The organism is Gemella haemolysans (assembly GCF_012273215.1).
Lineage (GTDB): Bacteria > Bacillota > Bacilli > Staphylococcales > Gemellaceae > Gemella > Gemella haemolysans_A.
Window position 1 is genome coordinate 118,722 of record NZ_CP050965.1, and the last position, 12,352, is coordinate 131,073.

Annotated in this window: 15 protein-coding genes; 11 read left to right on the forward strand and 4 right to left on the reverse strand. The window is 29.7% G+C overall.

Features of this window, described 5'->3' with window-relative positions; all coding sequences use genetic code 11:
- Positions 1–25: 25 nt before the first annotated feature.
- Positions 26–343: a DUF1904 family protein gene (locus FOC48_RS00625; RefSeq protein WP_003147927.1), complete on the reverse strand. Its 318-nt coding sequence runs from the start codon at positions 341–343 to the stop codon at positions 26–28.
- A gap of 342 nt (positions 344–685) precedes the next feature.
- Here FOC48_RS00625 and FOC48_RS00630 point away from each other — a divergent pair, with 342 nt between their 5' ends.
- From FOC48_RS00630 to FOC48_RS00640, 3 genes are all read left to right on the forward strand, one after another.
- Positions 686–1,051: a VanZ family protein gene (locus FOC48_RS00630; RefSeq protein ID WP_003147926.1), complete on the forward strand. Its 366-nt coding sequence runs from the start codon at positions 686–688 to the stop codon at positions 1,049–1,051.
- A 98-nt stretch (positions 1,052–1,149) separates the two neighbouring features.
- Entirely contained in the window at positions 1,150–1,824 is a 675-nt protein-coding gene (locus FOC48_RS00635) for a response regulator transcription factor (protein ID WP_003147925.1), read from the forward strand.
- Between the two features lie 8 nt (positions 1,825–1,832).
- Positions 1,833–2,099 carry a UPF0223 family protein gene (locus tag FOC48_RS00640; RefSeq protein WP_003147924.1) on the forward strand — a complete coding sequence of 89 codons (267 nt, stop codon included), beginning with the start codon at positions 1,833–1,835 and terminating at the stop codon, positions 2,097–2,099.
- A gap of 17 nt (positions 2,100–2,116) precedes the next feature.
- Here FOC48_RS00640 and FOC48_RS00645 read toward each other — a convergent pair whose 3' ends face one another.
- The gene (locus tag FOC48_RS00645) at positions 2,117–2,872 is read right to left on the reverse strand and encodes a class I SAM-dependent methyltransferase (RefSeq protein ID WP_172497792.1); all 756 of its coding nucleotides are present in this window, start codon (positions 2,870–2,872) and stop codon (positions 2,117–2,119) included.
- Complete coding sequence (locus FOC48_RS00650; protein ID WP_003147919.1) at positions 2,847–3,413, reverse strand: 5-formyltetrahydrofolate cyclo-ligase; 567 nt, start codon at positions 3,411–3,413, stop codon at positions 2,847–2,849. The genes FOC48_RS00645 and FOC48_RS00650 overlap by 26 nt, the downstream gene beginning before the upstream one ends.
- Positions 3,414–3,917: 504 nt before the next feature.
- On the opposite strand from FOC48_RS00650, the gene FOC48_RS00655 reads away from it, so the two are divergent.
- The 8 genes from FOC48_RS00655 (at position 3,918) to guaB (ending at position 11,819) form a co-directional block, all read left to right on the forward strand.
- Positions 3,918–5,141, forward strand: coding sequence for an ABC transporter ATP-binding protein (locus FOC48_RS00655; protein WP_003147918.1), 1,224 nt, complete (start codon positions 3,918–3,920; stop codon positions 5,139–5,141).
- The gene (locus FOC48_RS00660) at positions 5,141–5,962 is read left to right on the forward strand and encodes an ABC transporter permease (protein WP_003147916.1); all 822 of its coding nucleotides are present in this window, start codon (positions 5,141–5,143) and stop codon (positions 5,960–5,962) included. The genes FOC48_RS00655 and FOC48_RS00660 overlap by 1 nt, the downstream gene beginning before the upstream one ends.
- A gap of 27 nt (positions 5,963–5,989) precedes the next feature.
- Complete coding sequence (locus tag FOC48_RS00665) at positions 5,990–7,168, forward strand: helix-turn-helix transcriptional regulator (RefSeq protein WP_003147915.1); 1,179 nt, start codon at positions 5,990–5,992, stop codon at positions 7,166–7,168.
- Positions 7,169–7,323: 155 nt separating this feature from the next.
- Positions 7,324–8,097 (forward strand): type III pantothenate kinase, encoded by a 774-nt coding sequence (locus tag FOC48_RS00670; protein ID WP_003147914.1) that lies wholly within the window; start codon positions 7,324–7,326, stop codon positions 8,095–8,097.
- Between the two features lie 33 nt (positions 8,098–8,130).
- Positions 8,131–8,676, forward strand: coding sequence for an LOG family protein (locus tag FOC48_RS00675; RefSeq protein WP_003147912.1), 546 nt, complete (start codon positions 8,131–8,133; stop codon positions 8,674–8,676).
- An 86-nt stretch (positions 8,677–8,762) separates the two neighbouring features.
- Positions 8,763–9,638, forward strand: coding sequence for an Hsp33 family molecular chaperone HslO (gene hslO, locus FOC48_RS00680; protein WP_003147911.1), 876 nt, complete (start codon positions 8,763–8,765; stop codon positions 9,636–9,638).
- A gap of 108 nt (positions 9,639–9,746) precedes the next feature.
- Positions 9,747–10,337 (forward strand): xanthine phosphoribosyltransferase, encoded by a 591-nt coding sequence (locus tag FOC48_RS00685; protein WP_003147910.1) that lies wholly within the window; start codon positions 9,747–9,749, stop codon positions 10,335–10,337.
- A gap of 18 nt (positions 10,338–10,355) precedes the next feature.
- Positions 10,356–11,819: an IMP dehydrogenase gene (gene guaB, locus FOC48_RS00690; RefSeq protein WP_003147908.1), complete on the forward strand. Its 1,464-nt coding sequence runs from the start codon at positions 10,356–10,358 to the stop codon at positions 11,817–11,819.
- A gap of 61 nt (positions 11,820–11,880) precedes the next feature.
- On the opposite strand, the gene ribH is transcribed toward guaB, so the two are convergent.
- A complete protein-coding gene (ribH, locus tag FOC48_RS00695; RefSeq protein ID WP_003147907.1) occupies positions 11,881–12,342 on the reverse strand; it encodes a 6,7-dimethyl-8-ribityllumazine synthase in 462 nt (153 codons plus the stop codon).
- Positions 12,343–12,352 lie beyond the last annotated feature (10 nt).

Below are 12,352 nucleotides of genomic sequence, written 5' to 3' on the forward strand. Positions count from 1 at the left end.
TTTCGGATCACTCCTTTTTTAATAGTTATTTTTTGAATACAAACTCGTATGCTAAATCGATATCTTTAAATGAAATCATTACAGTTTCATATCCTAATGGTTTGAAAAGTTCATTTACGGCAGTAGCGACTTTCTCACAAACTTCTACAGGGCGGTGTACCCAACCGATTTCAAGATTAGCTCTGCTAATTTCTTCTCCGTCAAGAATAGCAACACTCTCGATTAAATCTAATGTAAATGCTTCTCTTGGTCTTTCGATTATTTCTGCAATTGTATCAAAAAGTTCAGCACTAACTTTTTTTAAATCTTCTTTTTTAAATCCTCTAGCAACTATACGTGGCATAATAAACCTCCATTTTTTGAATTCGTTTTCTTTAATTATATCATATAAAACCACATTTTTGGTGAAAAATATATCTAAATAATAATTTTGTGTATATATGAAATTAAATTTTAATTTATAATAAATGAAGATAACTTTTACTATATCTGTAATCTAATGAAAATATTATGTTTTTTAGCTGATTAGAAAAAAAAACTAGAGTAATTTTTTGCTTATTTTACTTACAAATGTTATTATTAAGATAGGGAATGTGGTATGATATAAAGTAGGAAAAAATATTAAATTAAATACTAAGGAGAAATTTTTATTAGACTTTTATATAAGAAATACTTTTCATTAATAATGTTGATTTTAATTTGCACTGCGATATTTTTATTTTCCAATCAAGTTGGTGAGGAATCTTCGAAGATATCAAGTGATTTAATCATAAGAAAATTAGGTCACTTTAGTGAATATATGATTTTAGGATTTTTTTCATTTTCTTATCTATCAAATTTATTTGTGAAAAGTAATGAATTTAAAGATTATAGAAAAACAGCAATAGTGAGCTTTGTATTTTCTGTTGTATACGCTTCTAGTGATGAATTTCATCAGACTTTTGTAGCTGGAAGAGATGGTAATATCATAGATGTACTAATAGACAGTAGCGGTGCTTTAGTAGGGATAATGATATCTAGTATTATGTATTTTCTTATTATGAAAAAATAGTGAAAAATATAGTAGTTTTTAGTTGTATTTTTTTTAGAAAAGTTATAAAATATTTACTTAGAGAATTAAAAGTTAAAAAATAAAAGGAGGAGTTTTTGATGCTTAAAGCGCTTATTGTAGAAGATGATAAATTATTAGCTTCATCGTTAAAAGCAGCAATCGCAGAAAAATTCGATGCGGATGTTTGTTATAATGGGCTAGATGGACGAAAATATATTGATGAAAATGTATATGATTTTATCATAACGGATAGTATCTTACCCGGAATGGGTGGAATAGATCTATTAGATTATATTCGTGAAGAAAAAGAACTAAAAATACCAGTAATTGTAATCACTATAGCTGAGTCAACTGAAGAAAAGGCAAGAGTTATGAAGCATAGAGTAACGGAATATCTACCACGTGTAGCGGATGCTTCTCTTTTACTAACAACTATGTCTAACTTACTTCAACGTGAAAGTAATCTAAAAGGTGAAAATGAAATTACGTATAAAGATTTAGTATTAGATCTTAAAAACGAATTGGTATCATCTAATGGTGGAACGTTAGAATCTATTAAAGGAAAATATCTTGAATTATTATCTTTCTTCGTTATAAACAATAATATTGTATTAGAGAAAGAAGAAATTTTTGATCGTGTATGGGGTGTTGATTCAGAAACAACTATTAATGCGATTGAGGTTTACATTTCAGGATTAAGAAAAGAACTACGAAAAATTGGTTATGACAAAAATCTTAGAACTGTTCGTGGTGTCGGATATACTTTTGAGTAGGTAAGGATATGGAGTTCAATTATCCAATAGATTATACGCTATATAATACTGAGGAAATAACAACGATTATTAAGTTCTTAGACTTAATTGAAGAGTGTTACTTGTCAGGTGTGGAACTTACAGAGTTTAAATCTGCATATAAAGAATTTAAAAGTGTAGTTCGTGCGAAATCTGAAGAAAATTTATTGTATCGTGATTTTAAAGAAATCACAGGTTTTGATGGTTATTTAGCAGTAAAAGAAATGAAAAATGAAAAACCAAAAATTAAGCTTTAATGCTTGATTTTTGGTTTTTATTTTAGGTCAAGATATCCGTAATGAAATTTTGTGTTTTTTCTTATTATTTGAGTAAAATTAAATTTTTCGAAGATATTATCTTTAAAATGTGCTTTTACTATTATTTTTTTTCTTGCGACTCTTTTCGCCTCTTTTATAAATTCTTCGTAAGGAAAGGTAGTGTCGGCTAAGGGAAGTATACCTTCAAGATTTCTTGATTCTGTAATGTTATGAGAAAACATAGGATCGAAGTATATAATGTCGAAACTAGCATCAGGACAATTTTTTAAATAATCTAGACAATCAACATTATAAGTTTTAATTTTACGCATTGCTTTATTAATTTCTACATTAGGAGAAATATAGTTTTTTAGACCGTTGGTTGTGATTAGGTGAATGATGTTATTTTTTTCTAAAGATATAACTTTATGTCCATAATAACTTAGTAATATACTGTCTCCAGCTAGGCCCATAGTACAATCAAGAATGCTTTGTTCTTTTTCTTTGATTATTTCTACTAACGGTTCGTTATCTGAATTTTTTATCTTAAGAGCTGTTGTGTCTAAATGAAAGAAGAGTTCAGAATCATCTTCGAAGTAGCTTAATTTGTTTTTATAGACTACAAGTACACCATCTACTGAAGATAGTAGTTGTTTTATTGTTTTCTTGTTCCTAATAATATATTTTAATCTTAAATCATCCGCGAGTTGTTGAGCTTCTTCGTTAAGTTCTAGGTTCGTTTTTACACTAGTTGTTACTATTATATTTTTCATTGATTATAAAAGTTTTCTCCTCGGTTATGATTACATCTACTTTTTTATCGTGATCTTCTTTAGGGACATTATCTTGTAGTAGTTTATGGTAAGATAAACCGACACTAATACCATATTCTCTAGATGAGAAATATTTATCGTAGTATCCTTTACCGTAACCAAGTCGATATCCATTTTTATCGAAAACGATAGAAGGTGTAATAACTAAGTCTATTTTTCCTTTATAGTAATCAGATGAAGTTGGTTCTAATACTCTGAAATGCCCGGGAGTAAGTTCATCCCAGGAATTCAACTGAATTAAATTCATCTTGACGTTTTCTATTTTAGGAACAAATATTTGTTTTTTGTTTATCCATTTTTTTATAAAAATTTCAGTTGAAATTTCGCTACCAAATCCTACGTATATGAATATTTTTTCTGAGGATTTGAAGAAATCTTGATCTTCTAATATTGTAAAGATTTTATTAGTAGATGAATTTCTATAGTCATTTTCTAAATTATTTCGTTCGGATATAAATTTTTTTCTAAGTGTTTTTTTCATAACTTATCACCTCACGTTATATTATATCATAAATCTAAATACAATTATATTTTTGATATAGTATAATAATTGAATGATATATTTATGATTATGTAAATGAGAAAAAGTACATTATATCTGTAATAAAAATTTTTATGGTAAAGGTGTTCAAAAAGTTATTATAAAAACAAATATGGATTTTATTGGTAGATAAAGTTATGATATGGAGATACACGTTATCTATTAATTTTTAGAATTTTTATATTAAAGTATGTACAAGTATAATCAAAATTTTAAGAAAATATAAATGGATGTAAAAACTGTAAATGTTGTTGTAGGTGGGTTTCAGATTTTCATAATATTATGAGATTTTTATAAATATAAAAATCTTAAATTATGATTTGCCGTATCTGCAAGATAAAAGTAGTAAAATAAAAAATAATTATTCATTATTTAATGGAAATAATAGTATAAATATGATATAATATAAAAGAAAATTTATGAGAAAGGAATCTTCTACAAATAATGACAAATTCAGAAAAAAATAAAGATTTATTAAGTAATGATGAATTGGCAAAAAATAGTAAAAAATCAGATGATTATTCAAACCTGCTTGAAAAAATAAGAAAGCAAGTTGATATAGAGAATTCTTCTACTTATACTAGAAAGACTCATAATGAACGAGAAAATCTTGAAGAAACAGTGATTATACCAACTGTTACAGAAGAAGTAACTGATGAGTATGCCGAAACAGTTGTACTAGATAAAAATGAGCTAGTGCAAGCAATAAAGAAAGAAGAAGCGTTAGTAGGGAAAAAAGTAGAAAAAGTTGAGGAAAAACCTGTAGTATTAGAGGTATTAGGACTTAAAAAACGTATTGGATTAAAAACAATTGTTGAAGACATTACATTCGACATGCGTGAAGGTGAGATAATTGGATTACTAGGGCCTAATGGAAGTGGTAAAACTACAATTATGAGAATGATGGTAGGGTTAACTAAAAAATCAAAAGGTGATGTCTATTGTTTTGAAAAACCTTTAGGTTTAGGAAGAACTGCTATGCTTAAAGAAGTTGGAGCGATGATTGAAACACCTGAATTTTATAATTATATGTCAGGTTGGGCTAACTTAAAACAAATTGCACGTGTATGTGGTAAAAAAGTAACAAGAGCACGTATGAAAGAACTAGTAGAGTTCGTTGGTTTAAGTAAAGTAATTAGAAAGAAAGTTAAAACTTATTCTTTAGGTATGCGTCAACGTTTAGGGTTAGCTCAAGCATTGCTAAATGATCCTAAAGTTCTTATCCTTGATGAACCGGTAAATGGATTAGATCCTCAAGGAGTTCAAGATTTTCGTAATAAACTTAAAGAAATAGCTGCAACTGGTGTATCGATATTAATTTCATCTCATTTATTAGATGAAATTGAAAAAGTTTCTGATAGAGTTATCGTTATCGAAAAAGGTAAAATTATTGCTGATGATAAATTAGAAAACCTAGTAGCAGATGAAGTTATTAAAACATTAATTTCAACTCATGATGTGGAAAAAACAGAAAGATTAGTAAGAGAATTAGGTGTCAGATATGAACTGTCTAAAGATGGATTCGTATTTGAAAACCTAAGTCGTGAAGAAAAATCTCGTATTATTACATATCTAGTAACTAATAATGTTGAATTAGAGACAATTCGTGAATTAACAACATCATTAGAGGATCGATTCCTACAAATCACAGGAGGGGAGAGAAAATAATGAAATTATTAATAAATGAATTTATAAAAGATTATAAAAAGAAAACTACATGGTTATATTTCTTACTGTCATTTGGAATTATTTTATTAAATAGTTATATTGCTAAAAGACAGTTTGAAGATGGAGTAGATGCGGTAAAAATACTTAGTGGAATAACAGTTGTTGCGGGTTCAGTAGCTATGGTATTCTCACTAATTATGTTAGCAAACAACTTATCTCAAGAATACTCAAAAGGAACTATTAAGTTCTTATATACAAGACCAAAATCACGTTCTGCAATACTTACTGCTAAAATAGTATTAGCATTTATCAACTATATTATTTTCCTAGTAGTAGGAACAGTATTTGATTTTGTGACTAAAAACTATGTATTCTTCAAAAATAAAATAGGGTTAAATCATTTAAATGATACTATAGAAGAAGGATACTTCGGAAGAACAGTTGTTAAACAAATAATTATAACAAATTTAGCTGATTTAGCAGTGTATATCTTCTTTGTAGCCATGGTAGTGTTAGTTTGTGTAGTATTCAAAACTCAAATTCTATCATTAGTATTAGTTATGCTATCACTTTTAGGAACTGGATTAATTCAATCATTAACAATATTTGCAGTTTCAAAATTCTCATGGGCAAAATATCACATGTTTGATGTGCCTTTATTTAGCTCATATTATTCAAGTGAAGCAGGTCGTCACACTGTAAAAGAATTGTTTAAGTTTGACAATGCAAATGCGTTAATTATTATGTTAGTAGCATATAGTTTTGTATTCTTTGTAATTTCATATATTGTAAATGCAAGACGCGATATCACAATAGATTAGAGTATAAATCGTTAGGAGGTAGGTAAAATGAGAAGTTCATTAAAGAAAATTGAGCGAATTATGGATATTCTGGATTTAAATGGAGATGTGTTATCATATAAATATACAGATGAAGAAATACGTTTTGACTTAGGTGAAGAACAATTAAGCAGTATTTTTAGTAGATTTATTAAGAGAAATCTTCCTAAGATTAAAGAGGGGTTACATGCTGGGAAACTTGTGAAATGCCAAAGTGGATTAGGGATTTCATGTTTATTTATTCCGAGTGATAATGAAGATGATTTCTATTTAATTACTCCTTTCTTAGAATATTTAATACCAACTAAATTATTCCAAGAGTCATTAACAAAATATGGTGCAAGTATCAGTGAATTAATATGTGATATATATTTTTCATTACCAATTACACCAAGAAAAAAATTCAACTATTTAGTAGAATTATTAGTAGAAGATGAAAATGTAGACTTCTTAGATGCTATTGTTTTAATTGAAGATTCTAGTGTGAAAAATGTAAGAAGAACATCATCTAGAAAAAATACATACTTAAATAGCATTCTAGAGAGTGAAGTTAAGTTTAAACATGAAATTTTACAAGCTGTAGTAGAAGGTAATATTTCTCGTGTTAATATGCTTTTTGACTTACGTCGTAGAAATCACGGAGTAGAAGAATGCCACATTGATCAAGGTGTTAACGTTCGTCGTAGAAAATCATATAATATGAATGATTTATTACGTTATGCTCTTGAACAACACAATGATGATTTCTTAGGAATTGAAGAATTATGGGTTAAAATTAAAAATAAACTTGATAACTATGACTTATCAGAAGATGTTATTAGAAGTTACTGTCTGTTAGTTGATAGAAATAAATATAAAGATAAACAAGCTGTGGTTCGAAATTGTATAGCTTATATCAATGACCGAATTTCTGAAAAAATCAGTTTAGATAATGTTAGTGATTATCTAGGTGTTAATAAGAGTTATCTTTCTTCTATCTTTAATAAAGATATGGGAATTAGTATTGTAGATTATATTCACGATAAACGTATATCTAACGCGTGCTATTTATTAGCGAATACTGATTTTTCAATTTCAGAAGTTGCAGATTATATTGGGTACTTCGATACAAGTTATTTCATTAGAATATTTAAAACACTAGTGAAAATGACACCTCTTAAATATAGAGAGTCATTATCTAAAAGATAATATAGAAAAGATTGTTGGCTAAAATAGTCAATAATCTTTTTTTATATGTTATGTAAATAATATATATCGTTAATTTTGTATTTTGCTACTTGCATTTATGCAATTGTGGTATAATATAATCATTCTTAAAAATAGTAAATCGTAGGAGATTAAAGATGATTTTTGCATTAGATGTAGGAAATACAAACATCGTACTTGGAGTATTTAGTAGTGACTATAATATGCTTCATTCATGGCGTATAGCAACGGATAATACTAAAACAGAAGATGAACTATATGTTATTATTAGAAATTTCTTTATTGATAAAGGGATTAAGTTTAAAGATTTTGATGGAGTGGTAATATCAAGTGTAGTTCCTAAAATGATGTTTGCATTAGAATTGTTAAGTAAGAAATACTTTGAAAAAGAACCGATTATTGTTTCGGCTGATATTAACACAGGTATAAAGGTACCTGAGCCATATAGTAGTAAATTAGGAGCCGATCGTGTAGTTGATATTGTCGGAGCAAAAGTTAGTGAATATTTACCAGCTATAGTAGTTGATTTTGGTACTGCTACAACATTTGATTGTGTAGATGAAGATATGAATTATCGTGGAGGTATTATTTGTCCAGGTATGAATATTAGTGCGGAAGCATTATATTCAAGGGCAGCAAAACTACCTAGGGTGGAATTTGAAGCGGTGAGTACCTCTTTAGGAATGGATACTACTAGTCAAATGCAAGCAGGATTATTTTACGGATTCCTAGGACAGTTTGAGAATATCGTTAAGCATTTACAACAAGACTTAGGTAAAGATTACAAAGTAGTTTTAACTGGGGGCTTATCAAAATTTATAGCCAAGTACAGTGACGTAGTGGATATAGTTGATGAAGAATTAACTTTAAAAGGTATAATTGAATTGTACAAAATGAATAATAACAAATAATATTTGAAGAACTATGAAAAGGATATAACTACAATGAAAATTACAGTTTTTTGTGGAGCAAATAATGGAAAAAGTGAATTTTATAAAGAAAATGCAATAGAACTTGGTAAGTGGATTGCTAGAAACAATCATACTTTAGTATATGGTGGTGGGAAAGTAGGTCTAATGGGAGCTATTGCTGATACTGTCTTAGAAAATGATGGAGAAGTCATAGGTATAATGCCACAATTCTTAGTAGACAGAGAAATTAGCCACAATGATATTAATGAATTGATTATTGTTAATGATATGTCGGTGAGAAAAACTAAACTTGTTGATCTTGGTGATGTGTTTATTTCTTTACCAGGTGGACCAGGAACACTAGAAGAGATATCACAGGTAATCTCATGGGTGAGAGTTGGTAAAAAAGATGCTCCTTGTATTTTAATGAATATTAATGGTTATTATGACTTTTTAGAACAATATTTTGATAAGATGGTAGAAGAAGGTTTCTTAACTATTGAAGATAGGAAAAATACTTTATTTACAGATAATATAGAAGAAATGGAACAATTCATAGCTAACTATAAAAATTTATAAACGTAAATAAATAGACAATAATGGAAATAAAATGTATAATAGTACATCGTAATAAGAAGTTCTAGAATTGAAAGGAATTTATTTTAATGAAAGATTATTTGATTAGAGGATTAGCCTTTAACGATGAAATTAGATTTTTTGTAACAAAAACTACAGATTTAGTAGAAGAAATTAGACAAAGACATGATGCTTATCCAACAGCAATAGCAGCAGTAGGTCGTACAGCTACGGTTACTACAATGATGGGTGCTATGCTTAAGAGTGGAGATAGAATTGATGTTGCTGTTCGTGGAGATGGTCCTGTAGGAACAATCTATGCATCATCAAATGAGATAGGGGAAACTACAGCATATGCTAAAAATATGCAAGTTCATATTCCAAGTAATGCTCAAGGTAAGCTTGATGTGAAAGGAGTAGTTGGAGGAGGAAATATCACGGTAGTACGTGACTTAGGATTAAATGAAAAGTATACTACTACTTCACCGATAGTATCTGGAGAAATCGCAGAAGATTTCACTTATTACTTCGCTGCTAGTGAGCAGGTTCCTTCTGCAGTTTCACTAGGGGTATTAGTAGAAACTGATAATTCTGTAATTGCAGCTGGTGGATTTATTTTACAAGTACTTCCAAATGCTACAAATGAGACGATAACAAAGATAGAAAAAACAATAAGTAATATTAAACCAATTTCTACTTTAATTCATGAGGGTAAAACTCCTGAAGAGATTGCAAATATAATCTTCGGTGGAGAAGAAAACTATCGTATCTTACAGAAGAATGATGTAGTATTTAAATGTACATGTTCTAAAGAACGTTATGCTGATGCTTTAGTAACATTAGGAAAAAAAGAGTTAGAAGATATTGCTAAACAAGAAACTACGGAGTTAGTCTGTGCGTTTTGTAAAGAAAAATATCATTTTTCTCAAAAAGAAATTACTGACTTATTAGACAATTTAAATTAATATTATGAATAAAGAGCCTTAATGATTAACATTTCATTAGGCTCTTGAATTTTCAATAAAAGTTTGGTATCATAAGTAAAATTACTCAAAGTTTATATAGGAGGAGTTATGGAATTACTAAGAGAAATGGTTATTACCGATGGTAAAGTTTATGATAATAATGTCCTTAAAGTTGATTCATTTTTAAACCATCAAATCGATGCTGGCTTAATGATGAAAATGACAGAGTCTTTTTATGAGTATTTTAAAAATGAAAAAATAACGAAGATTCTGACAATCGAGGCGAGTGGTATTGCACCAGCGATTATGGTAGCAAACTTATTTAAAGTGCCGATGGTTTTCGCTAAAAAGAGTAAACCATCAACATTAAAAAATAATGATGTATACACTGCCGAGGTTCATAGCTACACGAAAAATATAACTAATACTATAGTAGTTTCAGAAAAATTCATTAATAAAGATGACAAAGTACTTATTGTTGATGATTTTCTTGCTAATGGACAGGCTACTCTAGGTCTTATGGAAATAGTAAATAAGGCTGGAGCAGAAACAGTAGGAGTAGGAATACTAGTTGAGAAAAGTTTCCAAGATGGTAGAAAATTATTAGACGAAAAGAATGTTAATGTTTGTTCTTTATGTAGAATTGCTTCTCTAGAGAATAATGAAGTTAAATTTAATAAAGCTGATGATGAGAAATAAGAAAGGATTTTAAATAAAATGTGGGAAAATAAATTTCAAAAAGAAGGTTTAACATTTGATGATGTGCTATTAGTACCAGCTAAAAGTGACATTTTACCTAAAAAAGTTGATTTAAAAGTTAGTTTAACGGAGAAAATTAAACTATCAGTACCAATTATTTCTGCTGCGATGGATACAGTAACAGAACACAAAATGGCAATAGCAATGGCTCGCGAGGGTGGAATCGGTGTTATTCACAAAAATATGACTATTGAAGAACAAGCTGAACAAGTAAGAAAAGTTAAACGTTCAGAAAGCGGAGTTATTACAGATCCTTTCTTCCTTACACCAGATAGTCTTGTATATGAAGCAGAAAACTTAATGCAACAATACAGAATTTCAGGTGTACCGATTGTAAACAATGAAGATGACATGAAAGTTGTTGGAATTATCACAAACCGTGATATGAGATTCTTAACTGACTTTGATATTAAAATTAGCGAAGTAATGACTAAAGAGCACCTTATTACTGCTCCAGAAAAAACTACGCTAGAAGAAGCTAGTGTAATTTTACGTAGTCACAAAATTGAAAAATTAATTTTAACTGATGAATCTGGTAAATTAACAGGATTAATTACTATTAAAGATATTGAGAAATTAGCTAAATATCCTAATTCAGCAAAAGATGCTAAAGGACGTCTTCTAGTAGCCGCGTCTGTAGGTATTACTAACGATACAGTTGATCGTGTTGATGCTTTAGTAGAAGCTGGAGTTGATGCTATCGTAGTTGATACTGCTCACGGACACTCTAAAGGAGTATTAGATGCAGTTAAAACATTAAGAACTAACTATCCTGATTTAGATATTATCGCAGGAAATGTAGCGACTGGAGAAGCTGCTCGTGATTTATTTGAAGCTGGAGCAGATGTTGTTAAAGTTGGTATTGGTCCTGGATCAATCTGTACTACACGTGTAGTTGCAGGGGTAGGAGTTCCACAAATCACAGCTATTTACGACTGTGCAACAGTAGCTCGTGAATTAGGAAAAACAATCATTGCTGATGGTGGAATTAAATATACTGGAGATGTAGTAAAAGCTATCGCAGCTGGAGGACATGCAGTAATGTTAGGTTCTATGCTTGCAGGTTGTGAAGAATCTCCAGGTGAATTAGAAATCTTCCAAGGTAGAACATTCAAAGCATACCGTGGAATGGGATCAATTTCTGCAATGGAAAAAGGATCTAAAGACCGTTACTTCCAAGAAGATGGTAAGAAATTAGTTCCAGAAGGAATCGAAGGACGTACACCTTATAAAGGTGCTGTTTCTGAAACAATTTACCAAATCATTGGTGGATTACGTGCAGGTATGGGGTATACTGGTTCACGTGATTTACGTGCGCTTCGTGAAAACTCACAATTTGTTCGTATGACTGGTGCTGGATTAATTGAATCTCACCCACACGACGTTCAAATTACAAAAGAAAGTCCAAACTACTCTAAATAATAATTATAGATAATAAGAAGCTAGGAGCTTGAAGTTCAAGTTCCTAGCTTTGTTTTAGTTATTAGATTTGTTTAGTTAAGTCTATCATTTCAAGAAGCCCTTGAGCGCACTCGCTACCTTTGTTTCCGGCTTTTGAACCAGCTCTTTCGATAGCCTGATCGATGTCTTCAGTAGTTATAACACCGAACATTACAGGAATTTCGCTGTTAAGATTGATTTGACCTACACCTTTTGCTACCTCGTTACAAACTAAGTCATAGTGACTAGTGCTTCCACGAATAATGCTTCCTAATGTAACGATACCATCGTATTTATTTGTAGCTACTAATTTTTTAGTAATGAATGGAATTTCGAATGCTCCTGGAACCCAGTATACATCGATGTTTTCTTCTTTTACTTCGTTTCTAATTAACGTATCTTTAGCTCCACCTAATAATTTAGATGTAATGAACTCGTTAAAACGTGCTACTACGATTGCTACCTTAATATCTTTACCTATAAATTTTCCTTCAAATGTTGTCATAATAATGTTC

What these genes read in the sequence shown, in the direction of transcription:
- hslO (WP_003147911.1), top strand. Translation starts at nt 8,763, where the DNA reads ATGAAAGATTATTTGATTAGAGGATTAGCCTTTAACGATGAAATTAGA.
- FOC48_RS00645 (WP_172497792.1), bottom strand. Translation starts at nt 2,872, where the DNA reads ATGAAAAATATAATAGTAACAACTAGTGTAAAAACGAACCTAGAACTT.
- FOC48_RS00650 (WP_003147919.1), bottom strand. Translation starts at nt 3,413, where the DNA reads ATGAAAAAAACACTTAGAAAAAAATTTATATCCGAACGAAATAATTTA.
- FOC48_RS00640 (WP_003147924.1), top strand. Translation starts at nt 1,833, where the DNA reads ATGGAGTTCAATTATCCAATAGATTATACGCTATATAATACTGAGGAA.
- FOC48_RS00675 (WP_003147912.1), top strand. Translation starts at nt 8,131, where the DNA reads ATGAAAATTACAGTTTTTTGTGGAGCAAATAATGGAAAAAGTGAATTT.
- FOC48_RS00670 (WP_003147914.1), top strand. Translation starts at nt 7,324, where the DNA reads ATGATTTTTGCATTAGATGTAGGAAATACAAACATCGTACTTGGAGTA.
- FOC48_RS00625 (WP_003147927.1), bottom strand. Translation starts at nt 343, where the DNA reads ATGCCACGTATAGTTGCTAGAGGATTTAAAAAAGAAGATTTAAAAAAA.
- FOC48_RS00685 (WP_003147910.1), top strand. Translation starts at nt 9,747, where the DNA reads ATGGAATTACTAAGAGAAATGGTTATTACCGATGGTAAAGTTTATGAT.
- FOC48_RS00635 (WP_003147925.1), top strand. Translation starts at nt 1,150, where the DNA reads ATGCTTAAAGCGCTTATTGTAGAAGATGATAAATTATTAGCTTCATCG.
- FOC48_RS00665 (WP_003147915.1), top strand. Translation starts at nt 5,990, where the DNA reads ATGAGAAGTTCATTAAAGAAAATTGAGCGAATTATGGATATTCTGGAT.
- FOC48_RS00660 (WP_003147916.1), top strand. Translation starts at nt 5,141, where the DNA reads ATGAAATTATTAATAAATGAATTTATAAAAGATTATAAAAAGAAAACT.
- FOC48_RS00630 (WP_003147926.1), top strand. Translation starts at nt 686, where the DNA reads ATGTTGATTTTAATTTGCACTGCGATATTTTTATTTTCCAATCAAGTT.
- guaB (WP_003147908.1), top strand. Translation starts at nt 10,356, where the DNA reads ATGTGGGAAAATAAATTTCAAAAAGAAGGTTTAACATTTGATGATGTG.
- ribH (WP_003147907.1), bottom strand. Translation starts at nt 12,342, where the DNA reads ATGACAACATTTGAAGGAAAATTTATAGGTAAAGATATTAAGGTAGCA.
- FOC48_RS00655 (WP_003147918.1), top strand. Translation starts at nt 3,918, where the DNA reads ATGACAAATTCAGAAAAAAATAAAGATTTATTAAGTAATGATGAATTG.